Below are 17,358 nucleotides of genomic sequence, written 5' to 3'. Positions count from 1 at the left end.
AATCAAGGAGCAAGGTTACCATGGGTACAGTCAAACGCCTTTTGCTGGTCGGCCTGCTGGCTTGCGCCCCCCTCGCCGCGCATGCCGAAGATCCGGTTTCCGGCGACCCGGATGTGACCATCCGCCAGGACGGCGACCGCACCATCCAGGAATACCGGGTCAACGGTTTTCTCTACGCGATCAAGGTCATTCCGAAAAACGGCAAACCCTACTTCCTGGTTCGCGCCGACGGCAGCGACGGCAACTTCATACGTTCGGACGATCCGGACATGCTGATCCCTTCCTGGGAAATCTTTAGCTGGTAAGGCAATTAAGGTCTGATATGTCGGTATTCACCCCCCTGGAACGTCACGAGCTCGAAGTCTTCCTGGCGCCCTACGGGCTCGGCCGGTTGCGCGACTTCCAGGGCATCGCCGCGGGTAGCGAAAACAGCAACTTCTTCGTCAGCCTGGAGCAGGGCGAGTACGTCCTGACCCTGGTCGAGCGCGGCCCGGTGGCCGACCTGCCGTTCTTCATCGAACTGCTTGACGTGCTCCACGACGCCGGTCTGCCGGTGCCCTACGCCCTGCGCACGGAAGATGGCCAGGCGCTGCGCAGCCTGGCGGAAAAACCAGCGCTGCTGCAGCCGCGCCTGGCCGGCAAGCACGTGCACGCGGCCAACGCCCACCATTGCCAGGAGGTCGGCAGCCTGCTGGCGCGTATCCACCTGGCCACCCGCGAGCGGCCGCTGGAGCGGCGCAGCGACCGCGGCCTGGACTGGATGCTGGCCGAGGGCCCGAGCCTGGCGCTCAGGCTGCCGGAAGCGGAACTGCCGCTGCTGCGCGACGCGCTGGCCGAGATCGCCGTGCTGAAAGCCCGCATCCTCGCCCTGCCCCGGGCCAACCTGCATGCCGACCTGTTCCGCGACAACGTGCTGTTCGACGGCAACCACCTGGCCGGGGTGATCGACTTCTACAACGCCTGCTCGGGGCCGATGCTCTACGACCTGGCGATCTGCCTGAACGACTGGTGCTCGCACGAGGACGGCAGCCTGGACGGCGCCCGCGCCCGCGCCCTGCTCGGCGCCTATGCCGCGCTGCGGCCTTTCACGGCTGCCGAGGCCGAGCTGTGGCCGGCGATGCTGCGCATCGCCTGCGTGCGCTTCTGGCTGTCGCGGCTGATCGCCGCCGAGTCCTTCGCCGGGCAGGAGGTATTGATCCACGATCCGGGCGAGTTCCAACGCCGCCTGGCGCAGCGCCAGCGGGTCGAGCTGGCGCTACCGTTCGCCTTGTAGGGTGGATCACGCTTCACCGATTCACCAGAACGTTATCGGCTATAGCCCCTCTGGCGCCGAAGTGGTGGATGCAAAAGCGTCATCCACCCTACGCAGACACGGGCGTACCGTTAGCTGCCTGAAACCAGCCCCGGCAGCTGCTCGGCCAGCTTGGCGTTGTTGATCGGCGCGCGGATAAAGCCGCGCTGGGTGCCGTCCGGGCCGATGATCACCAGGTTGCCGCTGTGATCGACGGTGTAGTTGTCCTTGCTGGTGTCGGCGGGGATATAGGGGATGCTCACCGCGTTGGCGAACTTCTGCAGCGTCGCTTCCTCGCCGGTCAGGCCGACGAAGCCGGCATCGAAATAGGCCAGGTACTTCTTCAGCTGCTCCGGGGTGTCGCGCTTGGGGTCGACGCTGACCAGCACCAGGCGCAGCCGCGCGCGGGTTTCCTCGGGCAACTGGCCCTGCAGCTGGCGCAGCTGGGCGAGGGTGGCCGGGCAGATGTCCGGGCAGAAGGTGTAGCCGAAGAACAGCAGGCTCCACTGCTCCTTGAGCTGATCCACCGCCACCTCGGCGCCGTCCTGGTCGGTCAGGGTCAGCGCCGGCAGGCTGCGGCTCTGCGGCAGCAGCACGATGCCGGCGTCGAGCAGCGCGGTGGGGTCGCCCTGACCCTTGGCGGTCAGCACCTTGTTGACGGTGAGCCCCAGCACCAGGGCGACGATGGCGACGAGGACGAAGACGGTGATCTGGGTGCGGGTCATGACAGCCTTTAGATGTTCAGCAGCAGGTAGTGGTCCGCCAGCAGGGCGATGAACAGCAGGAACAGGTACCAGATACTGTACTTGAAGGTGTTGATCGCCGCGTGCGGTTTGCTGTCACGGTACAGCACCCAGGCCCAGTGCAGGAAGCGCCCGCCCAGCAGCAGCGCGCAGACCAGGTAGAGCGGCCCGCTCATGTGGATGGCGTAGGGCAGCAGGGTGACGGCGAACATCACCAGGGTGTAGAGCAGGATATGCACCTTGGTGTAGTGCTCGCCGTGGGTCACCGGCAGCATGGGGATATCCGCCTTGGCATATTCGGCCTTGCGGTGGATGGCCAGGGCCCAGAAGTGCGGCGGCGTCCAGGCGAAGATGATCAGCACCAGCAGCAGCGGCTCGGCGGACATATGCCCGGTCACGGCCACCCAGCCGAGCAGCGGCGGCGCGGCGCCGGCCAGGCCGCCGATGACGATGTTCTGCGGCGTGGCGCGCTTGAGAAAGCCGGTGTAGATCACCGCGTAGCCGAGCAGGGAGGCCAGGGTCAGCCAGGCCGCCAGGGCGTTGGTGAACAGCAGCAGCAGGGCCATGCCGGCCACGGCCAGGAGCAGGGCGAAGCTCAGCGCCGCCGCCGGCGAGACCCGCCCGGCGGTGACCGGGCGCTTGTGCGTGCGCGCCATGATCGAGTCGATGCGCCGGTCCACCACATGGTTGACCGCCGCCGCGGCCCCGGCGCACAGGCCGATGCCGAGGTTGCCGAACACCAGCACGGTCCAGGGCACGCCGGCGCGGGTGGCGAGGAACATGCCGACCAGCGAGGTGATCAGCATCAGCAGCACCACCTTGGGCTTGGTCAGCTCCAGGTAGTCGCGCCAGCTGGCGTGTTCGGAGTGAGCTCGCAGCACTGTAGCCATGGAGTGTCTCCTTGTAGTTGTCAGACGCCTTGCCCGTGCGGAACACGGCTGGACGTTGCGGGAGGTTGTAGATGGGCGGCCAATGCCGACAGCGGCGCTCGCAAACGGTAGTTGACCAGCACCAGGCTCAGCAGCAGGGCCGCACCGCCGGCGTTGTGCGCCACGGCCACCAGCAGCGGCAGGTGGAAGATCACGTTGCTGATGCCCAGGCCGACCTGCAGCGCCAGCGCTAGCAGCAGCAGGCCGGCCAGGCGCGGCAGGCCGGCGGCCTTGAGCCGCCAGGCCAGCAGCAGCAGGGCCAGGCTGACGATCAGTGCGCCGATGCGGTGGCTCATATGGATGGCGGTGCGGGCGTCGCTGTCGAGCTGCCCGCCCAGGTAGTTGGGGCCGATATGCTGGGTCAGGTGAAAACCGTTGGCGAAATCCATCGCCGGCCACCACTCGCCGTGGCAGGTCGGCAGGTCGACGCAGGCCACCGCCGCATAGTTGGAACTGACCCAGCCGCCCAAGGCGATCTGCCCGATCACCAGCAGCAGGCAGGCCGCCGCCAGGGCCCGCAGACGCGCCGGCAGCTGCAGCGGGGCGAAGCGCCCGGACAGGCGCAGGCACAGCAGCGCCAGCAGACTGAGGGTGGCGAAACCGCCGAGCAGGTGCGCGGTGACCACCTGCGGCCAGAGCTTGAGGGTCACCGTCCACATGCCGAAGGCGCCCTGCAGTATCACCAGCGCCAGCAGCGCCAGCGGCAGCTTCAGCGGCTGGCCCGGCTCGCCGCGGCGGCGCAGCGCCTGCACCGCCAGGCCGAGGATGACCAGGCCGAGGGCGCCGGCGAAGTAGCGGTGGATCATCTCGTACCAGCCCTTGGCCACCTCCACCGGCGCCTCGGGGAACCGCGCCTCGGCCAGGGCCAGCTTGTGCTCGCTCATCGGCACGCCGAGGAAGCCGTAGCAGCCGGGCCAGTCCGGGCAGCCCAGGCCGGCGTGGGTCAGCCGGGTATAGGCGCCGAGCAGTACCACCACGGCGGCCAGCAGGGTAGCGCACAGGGCGAGGCGGTAACCGGGTTTGCGCATCGTCGATCCTTAGCAGGCAGCCGCCTGCGGGTCAGCCTCAACCGATTTGGGAAATCTTCAGCAGGTAGCGCAGGTCGTCGAGAATCGCCTTGCCGTCGCTGCCGGCCGGGTAACGCAGCACCAGGTTGCCGTGCGGGTCGACCAGCCACAGCCAGGCGCCGGGCAGGGCCTCGGTGGCCCGCTGGTAAGCCTGACGATCCAGTCCGTAGCGGCCCAGTTGCGGGTACTCGCGGTCGAGCAGCGCGGCGTAGTCGGCCGTCAGCGCGGCGCCCGCCGCCAGGCCATGGCTGGCGCGGAGGATTTCGCGGTTGAGGCCGATCTGGATCTGCCGCGCCAGGTAGACCAGTTGCTGGCAGTCGGCGGCGCAGGCATCGGGGGCGGTGACCAGGATCTGCCAGCGCGGCGCCAGCTCGCCCTGCACGCCGAGGTCGGCGAGGGTCTGCCCGGTGCCGACCAGCACGCCGTGGTAGCTGCGCGTCTCCGGCACCCAGAACCGCCACTGGTACATGGCACTGGCCAGCAGCATGGGGCCGATGGCGATGGCCAGCAGCAACAACAGTTGCCAGCGGCCGCGCCCCTTGCGCGGCGCCTCAGGCAGGGCGATGGCTGGGTTCATGACGACTCTCCCGTGCATTGTGTATTCCAAGATAGATGAACAGGCCGAGCAACGCCGCGGCCAGGGCGAACCATTGCACGGCGTAGCCGGTGTGCTTGTCCGGGCTCATGGCCACCACCGGCCAGTCCACCCGGTAGCTGGCCGGGCCCGGTTCCAGGCGTGCCTCGAAGGGCAGGCCGCCGCGACCGAGCTGGCGCCACAGCGCATCGACCTCGACCGCGCCGATCAGCCGCGGCCAGCCTTGCGCCGGCGCCGCGTCCGCCAGCTGCAGGCCGCCGCCCGGTGGCAGGTAGACCCAGGCGGTCAGGGCCAAGGCATCCTCGGGGGTGGCGAACTGCGGCGGCCGGCGCCGATCCGGCCAGGGCAGCCAGCCGCGGTTGAGCAGCACCCAGAGGCCGCTGGCTTGGTCGTAGAAGGGTTGCAGCAGCTCCACGCCGACACGGCCGTCGCGCATGCGGTTGTCCAGCAGCAGGCTGTGCGCGGCGTCGAACTGGCCGTACAGGCGCACGCGCCGGTAGGCCGGGTCGCGGCTGCGCTCCAGCCGATCGAGGCCGAGCGGCGCGGCCTGGCGGCGGGCATCGAAGCTGGCCAGCAGGGCGCGCTTGTCCTCGGCGCGCTGCAACTGCCAGGTGCCCAGGCCGAGCAGCCCGGGCAGCAGCAGGGCCACCAGCAGGCTGGGCAGCCAGCCGGGACGGAAGGCGCTCATGCGGCCTCCCCACGGACAAGGTGCTGGCTGGCTATACTGCAATACATCGCCCACTCCCCCGGAGTCTCGCATGCTCAAGGCCGCGATCGTCCTCATGCTGCTGGCCACCCTGGTCAGCCTGTTCAGCGGCCTGGTCTTCCTGGTCAAGGACGAGGGCCGTGGTTCCCGCGTGGTCAACGCCCTGACCGTCCGTGTCGGGCTGACCGCCATCACCGTCGCCCTGGTCGCCTGGGGCTTCTACTCGGGGCAACTGGTGTCTCATGTCAGCTGGTAGCGGCAGCCTCTAGCTGCCGCTTGAAACCTGTGGCGTGCTGCTGCCTCAAAGCACATAGACGAAGACGAACAGCCCCAGCCAGACCACATCGACGAAGTGCCAGTACCAGGCGGCGGCCTCGAAGCCGAAGTGCTGGTCGGCGTCGAAGTGCCCGCGCAGGATGCGCACCAGCATCACCGTGAGGATGATCGCGCCGAGGGTCACATGGGCGCCGTGGAAGCCGGTGAGCATGAAGAAGGTGGCGCCGTAGATGCCCGAGCCGAGGGTCAGGCCCAACTCGGTGTAGGCCTCGATGTATTCCTCGATCTGGAAGAACAGGAACACCGCGCCGAGCAGAATGGTGGCCGCCAGCCAGGCCTTGAGCGGGCCGCGCCGGTTCTTCTTCAGCGCGTGGTGGGCGAAGGTCACGGTGAAGCTGGAACTCACCAGCAAGATGGTGTTGATCAGCGGCAGGTGCCAGGGGTCGATCACCGCCGTCGGCGGCGGGAACAGCTTGGAGTCGGGGTTCTGCAGCAGCGGCCAGCTGTACTCGAAGCCTTCCCAGAGCATGTTGGTCACGCCCTTGTCGCCCTCGCCGCCGAGCCAGGGCCCGGCGAAGGTGCGGATATAGAACAGGGCGCCGAAGAAGGCGGCGAAGAACATCACCTCGGAGAAGATGAACCAGCTCATGCCCCAGCGGAACGAGCGATCCATCTGCGCGCTGTACAGGCCGCCGCGGCTCTCCTTGATCACGTTGCCGAACCAGCCGAACAGCATCCAGGCCAGGATCAGGCCGCCGACGAAGAAGATCAGCGGGCCATTGGAGCCGTCGCGGCCGGCGCTCATGTCGTTGAACCAGGTGCCCACGCCATAGACGCTGACCAGCATGCCGAGGGTGGCGATGATCGGCCACTTACTCTGCGCGGGGACGTAATAGTTTTCGTGATTCTCGTGACTCGACATTGTTGTTCTCCTTATGGAGCCTGCGCCACGGGCGGCTTGCGCGCGGTGATATCGAACAGGGTGTAGCCCAGGGTCAGGTGCTTGACGTCCTGCGGCAAATCTCTATCGACGATAAAACGCACCGGCATCTCGATGCGCTCGCCCGGCTGCAGCACCTGCTGGGTGAAGCAGAAGCATTCGGTCTTGTGGAAGAAGGCCGCCGCCTTGGACGGCGACACGCTGGGAATGGCCTGCGCGGTCATCGGCTCGCTGCTCGGGTTGTAGGCGACGAACAGCATGTCGCGCGGCTCGCCGGGGTGCACCAGGATCTCGTCGGCCTGCGGGCCGAACTCCCAGACCATGCCGGCGGCGTTGGTGGCGAGGAACTGCACGCGCACCTGGCGCGCCGCGTCCACCCGCTGCTCGCCCTGGTAGGCGCCGGCGGTCTTGCCGTTGATGCCGAACACCTTGCACATGGCGTCGTAGAACGGCGGCAGGACGAACACGCCGAAGCAGAACATCGCCACCACCACCAGCAGCAGGCGTACGACCAGACGACGGGTGCCGATCACTTCACTCACGGCCGGCCTCCTACTTCACGTCGGGCGGCGTGCTGAAGGTGTGATAGGGCGCCGGCGAGGGCACCGTCCACTCCAGCCCCTCGGCGCCGTCCCAGGGCTTGGCCGGGGCCGGTTTGCCGCCGCGGATGCACTTGATGACGATGAACAGGAACAGCAGCTGGGTGGCGCCGAACATGAAGGCGCCGATGGACGAGACCATGTTGAAGTTGGCGAACATCATGTTGTAGTCGGGAATGCGCCGCGGCATGCCGGCCAGGCCGACGAAGTGCATGGGGAAGAACGCCAGGTTCATGCCGACGAAGCTCATCCAGAAATGCAGCTTGGCCAGGGTCTCGTCGTACATGTGCCCGGTCCACTTCGGCAGCCAGTAGTAGGCCGAGGCGAAGATGCCGAAGATCGCCCCGGGCACCAGCACGTAATGGAAGTGCGCCACCACGAAGTAGGTGTCGTGGTACTGGAAGTCCGCCGGGGCGATGGCCAGCATCAGCCCGGAGAAGCCGCCGATGGTGAACAGGATGACGAAGGCCACCGAGAACAGCATCGGCGCTTCGAAGGTCATCGAGCCCTGCCACATGGTGCTGGCCCAGTTGAACACCTTCACCCCGGTGGGCACGGCGATCAGCATGGTGGCGTACATGAAGAACAGCTCGCCGGTCAGCGGGATGCCGACGGTGAACATATGGTGCGCCCAGACGATGAACGACAGGAAGGCGATGGAGGCGGTGGCGTAGACCATCGAGGTGTAGCCGAACAGCGGCTTGCGGGCGAAGGCCGGGATGATCGAGCTGACCGCGCCGAACGCCGGCAGGATCATGATGTACACCTCGGGGTGGCCGAAGAACCAGAACACGTGCTGGAACAGCACCGGGTCGCCGCCGCCGGCGGCGTTGAAGAAGCTGGTGCCGAAGTGCACGTCCATCAGCATCATGGTCACGCAGCCGGCCAGCACCGGCATCACCGCGATCAGCAGGAAGGCGGTGATCAGCCAGGTCCAGACGAACAGCGGCATCTTCATCAGGGTCATGCCGGGGGCGCGCAGGTTGAGGATGGTGGCGATCACGTTGATCGCGCCCATGATCGAGCTGATGCCCATCAGGTGCACGGCGAAGATGAAGAAAGTCACCGACTCCGGCGCGTAGGTGGTCGACAGCGGCGCGTAGAAGGTCCAGCCGAAGTTGGGCCCGCCGCCCTCCATGAACAGCGTGCTGATCAGCAGGCCGAAGGCCGCCGGCAGCAGCCAGAAGCTGAAGTTGTTCATCCGTGGCAGGGCCATGTCCGGCGCGCCGACCATCAGCGGGATCATCCAGTTGGCCAGGCCGACGAAGGCCGGCATCACCGCGCCGAACACCATGATCAGGCCGTGCATGGTGGTCATCTGGTTGAAGAATTCCGGCTGCACGATCTGCAGGCCGGGCTGGAACAGCTCGGCGCGGATCACCATGGCCATGGTCCCGCCGAGCAGGAACATGGCGAAGCTGAACCACAGGTACATGGTGCCGATGTCCTTGTGGTTAGTGGTCAGCACCCAGCGCATCAGGCCCTTGGCCGGACCGTGGTGATGGTCATGCGCGGCATGGCCATGGGAATCGATCACTGCACTCATGTCCTTACTCCTGAGCCTTCTTGAAGTCGAGGATGTCCTTGGGCGTGACCATGTCGCCGACCTTGTTGCCCCAGGCGTTGCGCTCGTAAGTGATGATGGCGGCCAGATCGACCTCCGACAGTTGCTTGCCGAAGGCGGCCATGGAGGTGCCCGGCTTGCCGTTGACCACTATGTCGATATGGCCTGCGGCCGGCCCGGTGGCGATGGCCGAGCCCTTGAGCGCCGGGAACATCGGCGGCAGGCCCTCGCCACCGGCCTGGTGGCAGGCGGCGCAGGCGGTGCCGTAGGCCTTCTCGCCGCGCGCCATCAGCTCGTCCAGGGTCCATTCCTTGCTGGTCAGCTCGCGTTCGGCGGCAGCCGCCGCCTTGCGCTCGGCCAGCCAGGCAGCGAAGTCCTCCTTGGATTTGGCCTCGACCACCACCGGCATGAAGCCGTGATCCTTGCCGCACAGCTCGGTGCACTGGCCGCGGTAGATGCCGGGCTCGTCGATGCGCGTCCAGGATTCGTTGATGAAGCCGGGGATGGCGTCCTTCTTCACCGCCAGCGCCGGTACCCACCAGGAGTGGATGACGTCGGCGGCGGTGATCAGGAAGCGCACCTTGGTGCCCACCGGCACTACCAGCGGCTCGTCCACCTCCAGCAGGTAGTGCTCGCCCTTGGCCGCGCGGTTGTCGATCTGCGCCTTGGGCGTGGCCAGGTTGCTGAAGAACTCGACGTCCTGGCCCAAATACTTGTAGTGCCACTTCCACTGGTAGCCGGTGACCTGGATATCCAGTTCCGACTCGGAGGTGTCGTAGATCTCGATCAGGGTCTTGGTCGCCGGAATCGCCATCAGCACCAGGATCGCCAGCGGCACCACGGTCCAGAGGATCTCGACCGTGGTGCTTTCGTGGAAGTGCGCGGGCTCCTGGCCGGTGGCGCGGCGGTGGACGATCATCGACCAGAACATGGCGCCGAACACCACCACGCCGATCACGACGCAGATCCAGAAGATGGTCATGTGCAGGTCGAAGACCGAGCGGCTGACCTCGGTGACACCGGGCGCCATGTTGACCGCCCACTCGGCGTGCGCCGAGCCCAATGCCAGCCACAGCAGGAGGCCCATCCAGACTCGTGGATGTCGCATCATTGCGGGTTCCCCTTATGATTCTTGTTATCCCGCCGGCGGAGCCTGCGGCTAAGGGATCGACTGCCGTACGGGGCGACCATGCCGGCGCTCACTGCCCGCGCTGGTGCCCCTGACTGCTGGCGACTGCTGTCGAAACCTCTCCGTGCCTAAGCCCGTCCGGTTCCATCAGGTACTGCCTTTCGAACTCGAGTATAGACGGCGACTTTCAGCTCGCAACGTCACCGCGAAAATGGCCGAAGCCGCGCAAGCCTTGTCCTAAACGCCCCGGCCGGAGCGGGCTGGAGAAAGATCGGCGAGTCCCTATATAGCGAGCTCGCATAAGTATTAAAAAATTATGACAATCGCGTCTTAGCCAGCCACACGCGCCGGCTAAGGTTCACGTCCATGTCCTCAAATCGTAGGAGCAGTCATGAACACCGCCGCCATCCGCCAACTGATCGACCGGGCCCGCCAGCACGAGGCCGGCAGCCAGGCCCTCGCACAGTTCCTGCAGGCCCAGCTGGAGCGCCTGCACCCGGCCATCCGCCTGCCCACCGAGAACGCCGGCGCCACCCTGAATGCCTTTGTCGTCGCCTATATCGAGCAGGTGCCGGACGTGCTCGACGCCGCCGCCACGGTGGCCAGCGAAGCCGGTATCGAGCGCGTGATCCGGCCGGTGCTGCAGGTGGCCGAGCAGTTCTTCCTGCAGCCGCCGGCGCTGATGGCCGGGCACAACGGCCTCGAGGGCCTGCTCGACGAGGCCTACCTGGCCCACCGCCTGGTCGAGGAGGTCAACGACCGCTACATCGGCCACCTCGGCCAGCCGCTGATCCCGCTGGACACCACCCGCGCCAACCTGATCGCCCATCAGTTGATCGGCGAGCCCTTCGCTAACCAGCTGGACGAGGCGGTGCACCACGCCCTGGCCGGCCTGCTCGACGACGCGAGCTTCGCCCAGCCCTCGGTGCAGGCCTACCGCGAGCGCCTCGCCGCGCCGGGTACGGTCGCCGCCTGGCAACGCTGGCCCTGCCTGTCGCAGCGACTGGGCGTCGAGTTGCGGCTGCCGCAGGAGCGCTGAGCGCCTGTGATTCCCGGTCGCCGGCGGGCGTCTAGCTGCGGTACGCCGGGCCTCGCCCGGCCCTGCCGCGAGCCCGAGCATGCAAGCGCTGTTGAACGAGATACTCGATGAAGTCCGCCCGCTGATCGGCCAGGGCAAAGTGGCCGACTACATTCCCGCCCTGGCCGGGGTGCCGGCCAACCAGCTGGGCATCGCCGTGTACGGCAACGACGGTCAGCTGCACGTGGCCGGCGAGGCGCGCACGCCGTTCTCGATCCAGAGCATCTCCAAGGTGTTCAGCCTGGTGCAGGCCATCGGCCACAGCGGCGAGGCCATCTGGCAGCGCCTCGGCCACGAGCCGTCCGGGCAGCCGTTCAACTCGCTGGTGCAGCTCGAATTCGAGCGCGGCAAGCCGCGCAACCCCTTTATCAACGCCGGCGCGCTGGTGATCTGCGACATCAACCAGTCGCGCTTCGCCGCGCCGGCGCTGTCAATGCGCGACTTCGTCCGGCGCCTGTCGGGCAACCCCGAGGTGACGGTGGACAACCAGGTCGCCGAGTCGGAATACCAGCACCGCGCGCGCAACGCCGCGGCGGCCTACCTGATGCAGTCGTTCGGCAATTTCCACAACGAGGTGGAGGCGGTGCTGCGCAGCTACTTCAGCTGCTGCGCGCTGCGCATGAGCTGCGTCGACCTGGCCCGCGCCTTCGGCTTCCTGGCCAACCAGGGCTTCTGCCGGCACAGCGGCGAGCAGGTGCTGTCGCCGCGGCAGAGCAAGCAGATCAACGCCATCATGGCCACCAGCGGGCTGTACGACGAGGCCGGCAACTTCGCCTACCGGGTCGGCCTGCCGGGCAAGAGCGGCGTCGGCGGCGGCATAGTCGCGGTGGTGCCGGGGCGTTTCAGCGTCTGCGTGTGGTCGCCGGAACTCAACGCCGCCGGCAACTCGCTGGCCGGGATGAAAGCCCTGGAGCTGCTCAGCCAGCGCATCGGCTGGTCGGTGTTCTAAGCCTTACTGCACCAAGGCGCCCTGGTGCGCGCGGCGCACCCTGCAGCCGCGCGTCGCCACGGCGCGCTACAGCAGCTTGCGGTACTGGACGAAACCGGAGCGCTCGCCGATGCGTTCGTAGAGCAGCATGGCCTGGCTGTTGCTCTCGTGGGTCAGCCAGTGCACCCGCGAGCAGCCGGCTTCGCGCGCCTGCTGGTAGACGTGCTGGATCAGCTGGCGGCCGATCCCGCCGCTGCGCTGGCCCTTGGCGACGAACAGGTCCTGCAGGTAGCAGTAGTCGCCGACCGTCCAGGTCGAGCGGTGGATCACCCAGTGCACCAGGCCGACCGCCTCATCGCCCTGCCAGGCCAGCGCCGCGCCCATCGGCTCGGCCGGATCGAGAAAGCGCTGCCAGGTCACGGCGCTGGTCTCGGCGGCGATCTCGGTCATGTAGAAACGCTGGTAGCCCTGCCACAGCGGCAGCCAGGCGGCGTGGTCGGCGGCGCTGACGGGACGGATCTCGAGGCTCATGGCTTCCCTCCTGGTTGGCGTGAGGCGTCAGTCGCTCATCTCACCACAGAGATCGCGCGCCAGCCAGTGCTCCACCTCGGCCGGCGCCAGCCCGGCGCCGAGCAGGGCGAACAGCTTGCCCAGCGCCGCCTCGCGGGTCATGCCGCCGCAGGACACCAGACCGGCCTCGGCCAGGCGGCTGCCGGCGGCGTACACGCCGAACTCGACATGCCCCTGCGGGCACTGGCTGATCGCCGCCAGCACCACGCCGCGGGCGTGCGCCTCGTCCAGGACCGCCAGCAGCTCGGCGTCGCCGGCCGGGCCGGTGCCGCTGCCGTAGCATTCCAGCAACAGCCCCTGCACGCCGCTGCCCAGCAGGGCGCGCAGCTGGGCGGCCTGCAGCGCCGGGTGCAGGGGCAGCACGGCCAGATTGGTCGCCCGCCGCGGCTGGCGATAGTCGATGCGCGCGTCGATGGCGGCGCGCTCGGCCTGGCGCCGACGCGGCAGCACCTGGAAGGCGTCGAAGGCGTCGCTGCGCAGCTTGGAGCAGCGCGCGCCGTGCAGCAGCTGGCCGTTGAAGTACAGGTGCACGCCCGGCGCCACACCGCGCCGCAACGCGCGCATGGCACCGAACAGGTTGGGCCAGGCGTCGCCACCGGCCACGCCGGCCGGCTGCATGGCGCCGGTCAGCAGCACCGGCACGCCCAGGCCGAGCAGCAAGAAGCTCAGCGCCGCGGCGCTGTAGGCCAGGGTGTCGGTGCCGTGCAGCACCAGCACGGCATCATGGCCGTCGACCTCGACGGCGGCGACTATGGCGTCGCGCAGGGCCAGCCAGTGGCCCGGGTTCATGTTGGCGCTGTCGATCAGCGGCAGCAGCTCGCGAAACTGCCACTGCGGCAGCTCGCCCTGCGCCTCCTCGGCCTGCTGCGCACGCATCCGCGCCTCGAAGCCGGAGGCCGGCGCCAGGCCCGCTTCGCTCATCTGCATGCCAATGGTGCCGCCGGTGTACAGCACCAGCAGTTTCTCAGGGGTCGCCATGGACTCTCCTCGCAAATCACGGGCAAAAGAAAGGGGGCCTTGGCCCCCTCCTTCCTTGCTTGGGTCAACTCAACGCTGGTGCACCCGGTCGCCGATCTCGGCCGGGTCCGCGGCGACGACGGGCTTGGCCGCCTGGCCGGTCCACACCGCCGGGTCGAGGTCCAGGTCGGCGAACTGCTTGGCGTCGAATACCGGCGACTCTACACCAGCCTTGATCTGGCTGTCGTAGTCGCGCATCAGGCGCAGGCCGACCTTGAACAGCAGCGCCAGGGCCACCAGGTTGCAGATGGCCAGCAGGCCCATGGTGACGTCGGCGAAGGCGAACACGGTGCCCAGGTCCTGCACCGAACCCCACAGCACCAGGCACACCACCAGCACGCGGTAGACGATGACCGGCATGCGCTTCTGGCTGAAGAAGCCGAGGGCGTTCTCGCCGAGGTAGTAGTTGTAGATCAGGGTGGTGAAGACGAACAGCAGCAGCGCCAGGCTGACGAACACCCGGCCCCACTCGCCGACCACGGCCGCCAGGGCAGTCTGGGTCAGGACCACGCCGGCCATTTCGCTGCCCGGCTGATAGACGCCGGAGAGCAGGATGATCAGCGCGGTGCTGGTGCACACCAGCAGGGTGTCGATGAACACGCTGAGCGACTGCACGATGCCCTGCGCGGCCGGATGCTTGACCTCGGCCACCGCGGCCACGTTCGGCGCGCTGCCGAGGCCCGCCTCGTTGGAGAACAGGCCGCGCTTGACGCCCATCATGATCGCCGCGCCAATGCCGCCGGCGAAGGCCGGCTCCAGGCCGAAGGCGCTCTTGACGATCAGGGCGAATACCGCCGGCACCTCAGGCAGGTTCAGGCCGATCACCACCAGCGCCATGCCGATGTAGGAGAAGGCCATCACCGGCACCAGCACGTCGGCCATGCTGGCGATGCGCTTGATGCCGCCGAAGATGATCAGGCCGATCACCGCGGTCAGGATCAGGCCGCTGACGATGGTGGGCAGGCCGAAGGTGTCGTGCAGCGAGCTGGCCACGGTGAAGGACTGCACGGCGTTGAAGCCGAAGCCGAAGGTCACCAGCAGCAGGATCGACACCACGATGCCCAGCCAGCGCTGGCCGAGGCCGTGCTGGATGTAGAAGGCCGGGCCGCCGCGGTAGCTGCCGTCGGCTTCGCGGCGCTTGTACAGCTGCGCCAGGGAGCACTCGAAGTAGCTGGTGGCCATGCCGACCAGGGCCACGACCCACATCCAGAAGATGGCGCCGGGGCCGCCGAGCATGATCGCCACCGACACGCCGGCGATGTTGCCGGCGCCGACGCGGCCGGCTACCGAGAGCATCAGTGCCTGGAACGAGCTGAGCTGACCGGGCTGACGCTGGAAGGCCTCGGCGAAGATGCGGAACATGCTGCTGAAGTAGCGGAACTGGACGAAACGCGAGGCGACGGTGAAGTACAGGCCGAGACCGATCAGCATCACGATCAGCAGCTTGCTCCAGATAAGGTCGTTGAGAAGATCGAGCATGGGAGGCTTTCTCTCTTGTTGTTCTGAATGGGAATGCAGCCCCGCCGGGCGGCTGGCGAATGGTTGGCGATAGGGGCCTTGCCAGACAATTTCGCGGGTCGCGGCAACCTGACGCGAGTTGATGCTAGAATCGCGTCACTTGCATCAGCCGGTACGCCCCCATGTCCGATGCCCTCGGCGCCAACCTGAAACTGCTGTGCAGCCACTACCGCTCGATCGCCGAGGTGTGCCGCAAACTGTCGCTCAACCGCGCCCAGTTCAACCGCTACCTGGCCGGGCAGAGCCGGCCGACCGCGCACAACCTCAAGCGCATCTGCGACTTCTTCGGCGTCGAACCCTTCGAGCTGGCCATGCCGAGCGAGCAGTTCGCCCGCCTGGTCGGTGCACGCAGCCCCGGCGCCCAGGCGCAGGCCGGCAGCGACCCGCTGCTGGAGCTGTTCGAGCCACTGCGCCAGCAGGCCAGCCCGATGGGCCGCTACTGCGGCTACTACTTCGAGTACTCCAACTGCATGTCGGTGCCGGGCCAGGTGCTGCTGTCGCTGGTGCACCTGCGCGAGGAGCGCGGCAACTACCTGTTCGAGCGCCAGGAACGCCAGGAGCGTCAGGAACGCACCCGCGGCGGCGCCGAGGACTGGGTGCGCTGCCGCTACCTGGGCGCGGCCTTCTACCTGCAGGACCGGCTGTTCCTCATCGACTACGAGTCGCTGACCGGCAACGAGATCAGCCAGACCATCCTCATCCCCAGCTTCAAGAGCCGCATCACCCGCCTCAACGGCATCAAGACCGGGGTGTCCAGCGGCGACCGGCGCACCCCGGCCTGCACCCGGGTGGTCTGGCAATACCTGGGTAACGAGATCAACCGGGTCAACGCCTACCGCCAGCTGATGCTCTACGCCCCGGACGACGCGCGGATCGACGATGACATCCGCCAGCGCCTGAGCGGCACCCAGCTGCACGACGGCCTGTTCGTGCTGGAATAGCGCGGCGCCATGTGACGATGGCCAGGATCGGCCAGGGCCGTGGCCGGCTGGCGTGGATAAGGGGTGCGCACGCCGCACCCGGCAATGCGCCGGCAAAAAAAGGGATGGCCGAGGCCATCCCTGAGGAGCGAGGCTGGTGAGGCCTCCTATGAAAATCGTCGTTCAGGCCGCGTTGTCGCTGTTGTAGACGTCGCGATCCAGCTCCTGCTCGCTGCTACCCACCAGGGTGGTGGTCATCAGGTCGCCGGCGACGTTGACCGTGGTGCGCGCCATGTCGAGGATGCGGTCGATACCGGCGATCAGCGCCACGCCTTCCAGCGGCAGGCCGACCGAGGTCAGCACCAGGCCGAGCATGATCAGGCCGGCGCCGGGCACGCCGGCGGTGCCGATCGAGGCCAGGGTAGCGGTGAGGATGATCATCAGGTACTGACCGGCATTCAGGTCGACGCCGAAGGCCTGGGCGATGAACAGCGCCAGCACGCCCTGGTAGATGGCGGTGCCGTCCATGTTGATGGTGGCGCCCACCGGCAGCACGAAGCCGGCAACGCCCTGCGACACACCGAGGTTCTTGCGCGCGCATTCGATGGACACCGGCAGGGTGCCGGCGCTGCTCGAGGTGCTGAAGGCCACCGCCAGCGCCGGGGCAATGCCCTGGAAGAAGCGCAGCGGGCTGAGTCGCGCCAGGCCGCCGATCAGGCCGCCGTAGACCAGCAGCATATGGGCGATGCTGGCCAGGTAGATCACCCCGATCACGCTTGCCAGCGGCAGCAGCACCTCGATGCCGTGGGCGGCGACCACGCCGGCGATCAGCGCGAACACGCCGATGGGCGCCAGGCGCATCACCAGGTCGGTGAGCTTGTAGAACACCTCGGCCAGGCTGTCGAACAGCTTGACCGCCGGCGCCGCCTTGTCGCCGATCAGGTTCATGCTCACGCCCAAGGCGATGGCGAACACGATGATCTGCAGGATGTTGCCCTCGGCGAAGGCGGTCACCGGGTTGGTCGGCACCAGGCCCACCAGGATCTGCACCAGCGAGGGCGCCTGCTTGGCCTCTTCGCTGCCGCTGGCGACCATGTGCATGCCCTCGCCGGGGCTGAACAGGGCGCCGAACGCCAGGCCGATGCTCACCGCGAAGGCGGTGGTGATCAGGTAGATGGCGATGGTCTTGACGCTGATGCGGCCGAGCTTGGCGCTGTCGCTCATGGCGGTGATGCCCGCCACCAGGGAGACGAACACCAGCGGCACGATCAGCATCTTGATCGCATTGAGGAACAGCGCGCCGATTGGCGCCAGCGCCTGGGCGCCGCTCTTGAACAGCATGCCGACGGCGACACCGAGGGCCAGACCGACGAGGATCTGCTGCCACAGCGGCACGCGCGCAAGGAGGGAGAGGGAAGCGGTATTGCTCTGACTCATGGTTATCACCCGGATTGTCGTTGTTGTGGGGCCGTCTGTGCGGCCTTGAGC

At 67.5% G+C, this 17,358-nt stretch carries 19 protein-coding genes; 6 read left to right on the top strand and 13 right to left on the bottom strand.

The annotated features are described in order from the left end of the window. Window positions 1-20 precede the first annotated feature (20 nt). A complete protein-coding gene (locus AC1G9C_RS00540) occupies window positions 21-305 on the top strand; it encodes a DUF2782 domain-containing protein (protein ID WP_122109494.1) in 285 nt (94 codons plus the stop codon). 17 nt (window positions 306-322) lie between these two features. Further along, complete coding sequence (locus tag AC1G9C_RS00535) at window positions 323-1,273, top strand: homoserine kinase (protein ID WP_480409171.1); 951 nt, start codon at window positions 323-325, stop codon at window positions 1,271-1,273. Between the two features lie 110 nt (window positions 1,274-1,383). Here AC1G9C_RS00535 and AC1G9C_RS00530 read toward each other — a convergent pair whose 3' ends face one another. The 5 genes from AC1G9C_RS00530 to AC1G9C_RS00510 are packed head-to-tail and all read right to left on the bottom strand — an operon-like array spanning window position 1,384 to window position 5,313. Continuing rightward, window positions 1,384-2,016, bottom strand: a complete 633-nt coding sequence (locus AC1G9C_RS00530) for an SCO family protein (protein ID WP_480409170.1) — start codon at window positions 2,014-2,016, stop codon at window positions 1,384-1,386. An 8-nt stretch (window positions 2,017-2,024) separates the two neighbouring features. After that, window positions 2,025-2,924 carry a heme o synthase gene (gene cyoE / locus AC1G9C_RS00525; protein WP_457788370.1) on the bottom strand — a complete coding sequence of 300 codons (900 nt, stop codon included), beginning with the start codon at window positions 2,922-2,924 and terminating at the stop codon, window positions 2,025-2,027. A 20-nt stretch (window positions 2,925-2,944) separates the two neighbouring features. Next, window positions 2,945-3,991, bottom strand: coding sequence for a COX15/CtaA family protein (locus tag AC1G9C_RS00520; RefSeq protein WP_457788371.1), 1,047 nt, complete (start codon window positions 3,989-3,991; stop codon window positions 2,945-2,947). A 37-nt stretch (window positions 3,992-4,028) separates the two neighbouring features. Beyond that, on the bottom strand, window positions 4,029-4,607 hold the full coding sequence (locus tag AC1G9C_RS00515) for a hypothetical protein (protein ID WP_480409169.1): 579 nt from the start codon (window positions 4,605-4,607) through the stop codon (window positions 4,029-4,031). Beyond that, window positions 4,582-5,313 carry an SURF1 family protein gene (locus AC1G9C_RS00510; protein WP_480409168.1) on the bottom strand — a complete coding sequence of 244 codons (732 nt, stop codon included), beginning with the start codon at window positions 5,311-5,313 and terminating at the stop codon, window positions 4,582-4,584. Before AC1G9C_RS00510 ends, AC1G9C_RS00515 begins: the two co-directional genes overlap by 26 nt. Window positions 5,314-5,383: 70 nt before the next feature. Between AC1G9C_RS00510 and AC1G9C_RS00505 the strand changes: the two genes are divergently transcribed. Continuing rightward, window positions 5,384-5,587 (top strand): twin transmembrane helix small protein, encoded by a 204-nt coding sequence (locus AC1G9C_RS00505; RefSeq protein WP_021443181.1) that lies wholly within the window; start codon window positions 5,384-5,386, stop codon window positions 5,585-5,587. A 45-nt stretch (window positions 5,588-5,632) separates the two neighbouring features. Here the strand turns inward: AC1G9C_RS00505 and AC1G9C_RS00500 are convergent, their stop codons facing one another. The 4 genes from AC1G9C_RS00500 to coxB are packed head-to-tail and all read right to left on the bottom strand — an operon-like array spanning window position 5,633 to window position 9,821. After that, on the bottom strand, window positions 5,633-6,529 hold the full coding sequence (locus tag AC1G9C_RS00500; protein ID WP_021443182.1) for a cytochrome c oxidase subunit 3: 897 nt from the start codon (window positions 6,527-6,529) through the stop codon (window positions 5,633-5,635). 11 nt (window positions 6,530-6,540) lie between these two features. Further along, window positions 6,541-7,089 (bottom strand): cytochrome c oxidase assembly protein, encoded by a 549-nt coding sequence (locus tag AC1G9C_RS00495; RefSeq protein ID WP_122109501.1) that lies wholly within the window; start codon window positions 7,087-7,089, stop codon window positions 6,541-6,543. A 10-nt stretch (window positions 7,090-7,099) separates the two neighbouring features. Continuing rightward, window positions 7,100-8,692, bottom strand: a complete 1,593-nt coding sequence (gene ctaD, locus AC1G9C_RS00490; protein WP_021443184.1) for a cytochrome c oxidase subunit I — start codon at window positions 8,690-8,692, stop codon at window positions 7,100-7,102. Between the two features lie 4 nt (window positions 8,693-8,696). Continuing rightward, window positions 8,697-9,821: a cytochrome c oxidase subunit II gene (gene coxB, locus AC1G9C_RS00485; RefSeq protein WP_031302908.1), complete on the bottom strand. Its 1,125-nt coding sequence runs from the start codon at window positions 9,819-9,821 to the stop codon at window positions 8,697-8,699. Between the two features lie 409 nt (window positions 9,822-10,230). On the opposite strand from coxB, the gene AC1G9C_RS00480 reads away from it, so the two are divergent. After that, complete coding sequence (locus AC1G9C_RS00480; protein ID WP_480409167.1) at window positions 10,231-10,878, top strand: hypothetical protein; 648 nt, start codon at window positions 10,231-10,233, stop codon at window positions 10,876-10,878. A 79-nt stretch (window positions 10,879-10,957) separates the two neighbouring features. After that, a complete protein-coding gene (gene glsB / locus AC1G9C_RS00475; RefSeq protein ID WP_021443187.1) occupies window positions 10,958-11,866 on the top strand; it encodes a glutaminase B in 909 nt (302 codons plus the stop codon). Between the two features lie 66 nt (window positions 11,867-11,932). Here the strand turns inward: glsB and AC1G9C_RS00470 are convergent, their stop codons facing one another. The 3 genes from AC1G9C_RS00470 to AC1G9C_RS00460 form a co-directional block, all read right to left on the bottom strand. Continuing rightward, window positions 11,933-12,376: a GNAT family N-acetyltransferase gene (locus AC1G9C_RS00470; RefSeq protein ID WP_021443188.1), complete on the bottom strand. Its 444-nt coding sequence runs from the start codon at window positions 12,374-12,376 to the stop codon at window positions 11,933-11,935. A 27-nt stretch (window positions 12,377-12,403) separates the two neighbouring features. Beyond that, entirely contained in the window at window positions 12,404-13,393 is a 990-nt protein-coding gene (locus tag AC1G9C_RS00465; RefSeq protein ID WP_480409166.1) for an asparaginase, read from the bottom strand. 69 nt (window positions 13,394-13,462) lie between these two features. Beyond that, window positions 13,463-14,911, bottom strand: coding sequence for an alanine/glycine:cation symporter family protein (locus tag AC1G9C_RS00460; protein WP_021442069.1), 1,449 nt, complete (start codon window positions 14,909-14,911; stop codon window positions 13,463-13,465). A gap of 161 nt (window positions 14,912-15,072) precedes the next feature. Between AC1G9C_RS00460 and AC1G9C_RS00455 the strand changes: the two genes are divergently transcribed. Further along, window positions 15,073-15,891, top strand: coding sequence for a helix-turn-helix domain-containing protein (locus tag AC1G9C_RS00455; protein WP_480409165.1), 819 nt, complete (start codon window positions 15,073-15,075; stop codon window positions 15,889-15,891). 162 nt (window positions 15,892-16,053) lie between these two features. Here the strand turns inward: AC1G9C_RS00455 and AC1G9C_RS00450 are convergent, their stop codons facing one another. Continuing rightward, on the bottom strand, window positions 16,054-17,307 hold the full coding sequence (locus AC1G9C_RS00450) for a dicarboxylate/amino acid:cation symporter (protein ID WP_122109505.1): 1,254 nt from the start codon (window positions 17,305-17,307) through the stop codon (window positions 16,054-16,056). Between the last annotated feature and the right edge of the window lie 51 nt (window positions 17,308-17,358).

This window comes from Pseudomonas sp. ABa2, assembly GCF_056676075.1.
This window is presented reverse-complemented; position numbering and strand designations above follow the sequence as displayed.

Excerpts from the sequence above, each read along its gene's own strand:
- AC1G9C_RS00540 (WP_122109494.1), top strand. The coding sequence starts at position 21 with ATGGGTACAGTCAAACGCCTTTTGCTGGTCGGCCTGCTGGCTTGCGCC.
- AC1G9C_RS00535 (WP_480409171.1), top strand. The coding sequence starts at position 323 with ATGTCGGTATTCACCCCCCTGGAACGTCACGAGCTCGAAGTCTTCCTG.
- AC1G9C_RS00530 (WP_480409170.1), bottom strand. The coding sequence starts at position 2,016 with ATGACCCGCACCCAGATCACCGTCTTCGTCCTCGTCGCCATCGTCGCC.
- cyoE (WP_457788370.1), bottom strand. The coding sequence starts at position 2,924 with ATGGCTACAGTGCTGCGAGCTCACTCCGAACACGCCAGCTGGCGCGAC.
- AC1G9C_RS00520 (WP_457788371.1), bottom strand. The coding sequence starts at position 3,991 with ATGCGCAAACCCGGTTACCGCCTCGCCCTGTGCGCTACCCTGCTGGCC.
- AC1G9C_RS00515 (WP_480409169.1), bottom strand. The coding sequence starts at position 4,607 with ATGAACCCAGCCATCGCCCTGCCTGAGGCGCCGCGCAAGGGGCGCGGC.
- AC1G9C_RS00510 (WP_480409168.1), bottom strand. The coding sequence starts at position 5,313 with ATGAGCGCCTTCCGTCCCGGCTGGCTGCCCAGCCTGCTGGTGGCCCTG.
- AC1G9C_RS00505 (WP_021443181.1), top strand. The coding sequence starts at position 5,384 with ATGCTCAAGGCCGCGATCGTCCTCATGCTGCTGGCCACCCTGGTCAGC.
- AC1G9C_RS00500 (WP_021443182.1), bottom strand. The coding sequence starts at position 6,529 with ATGTCGAGTCACGAGAATCACGAAAACTATTACGTCCCCGCGCAGAGT.
- ctaD (WP_021443184.1), bottom strand. The coding sequence starts at position 8,692 with ATGAGTGCAGTGATCGATTCCCATGGCCATGCCGCGCATGACCATCAC.
- coxB (WP_031302908.1), bottom strand. The coding sequence starts at position 9,821 with ATGATGCGACATCCACGAGTCTGGATGGGCCTCCTGCTGTGGCTGGCA.
- AC1G9C_RS00480 (WP_480409167.1), top strand. The coding sequence starts at position 10,231 with ATGAACACCGCCGCCATCCGCCAACTGATCGACCGGGCCCGCCAGCAC.
- glsB (WP_021443187.1), top strand. The coding sequence starts at position 10,958 with ATGCAAGCGCTGTTGAACGAGATACTCGATGAAGTCCGCCCGCTGATC.
- AC1G9C_RS00470 (WP_021443188.1), bottom strand. The coding sequence starts at position 12,376 with ATGAGCCTCGAGATCCGTCCCGTCAGCGCCGCCGACCACGCCGCCTGG.
- AC1G9C_RS00465 (WP_480409166.1), bottom strand. The coding sequence starts at position 13,393 with ATGGCGACCCCTGAGAAACTGCTGGTGCTGTACACCGGCGGCACCATT.
- AC1G9C_RS00460 (WP_021442069.1), bottom strand. The coding sequence starts at position 14,911 with ATGCTCGATCTTCTCAACGACCTTATCTGGAGCAAGCTGCTGATCGTG.
- AC1G9C_RS00455 (WP_480409165.1), top strand. The coding sequence starts at position 15,073 with ATGTCCGATGCCCTCGGCGCCAACCTGAAACTGCTGTGCAGCCACTAC.
- AC1G9C_RS00450 (WP_122109505.1), bottom strand. The coding sequence starts at position 17,307 with ATGAGTCAGAGCAATACCGCTTCCCTCTCCCTCCTTGCGCGCGTGCCG.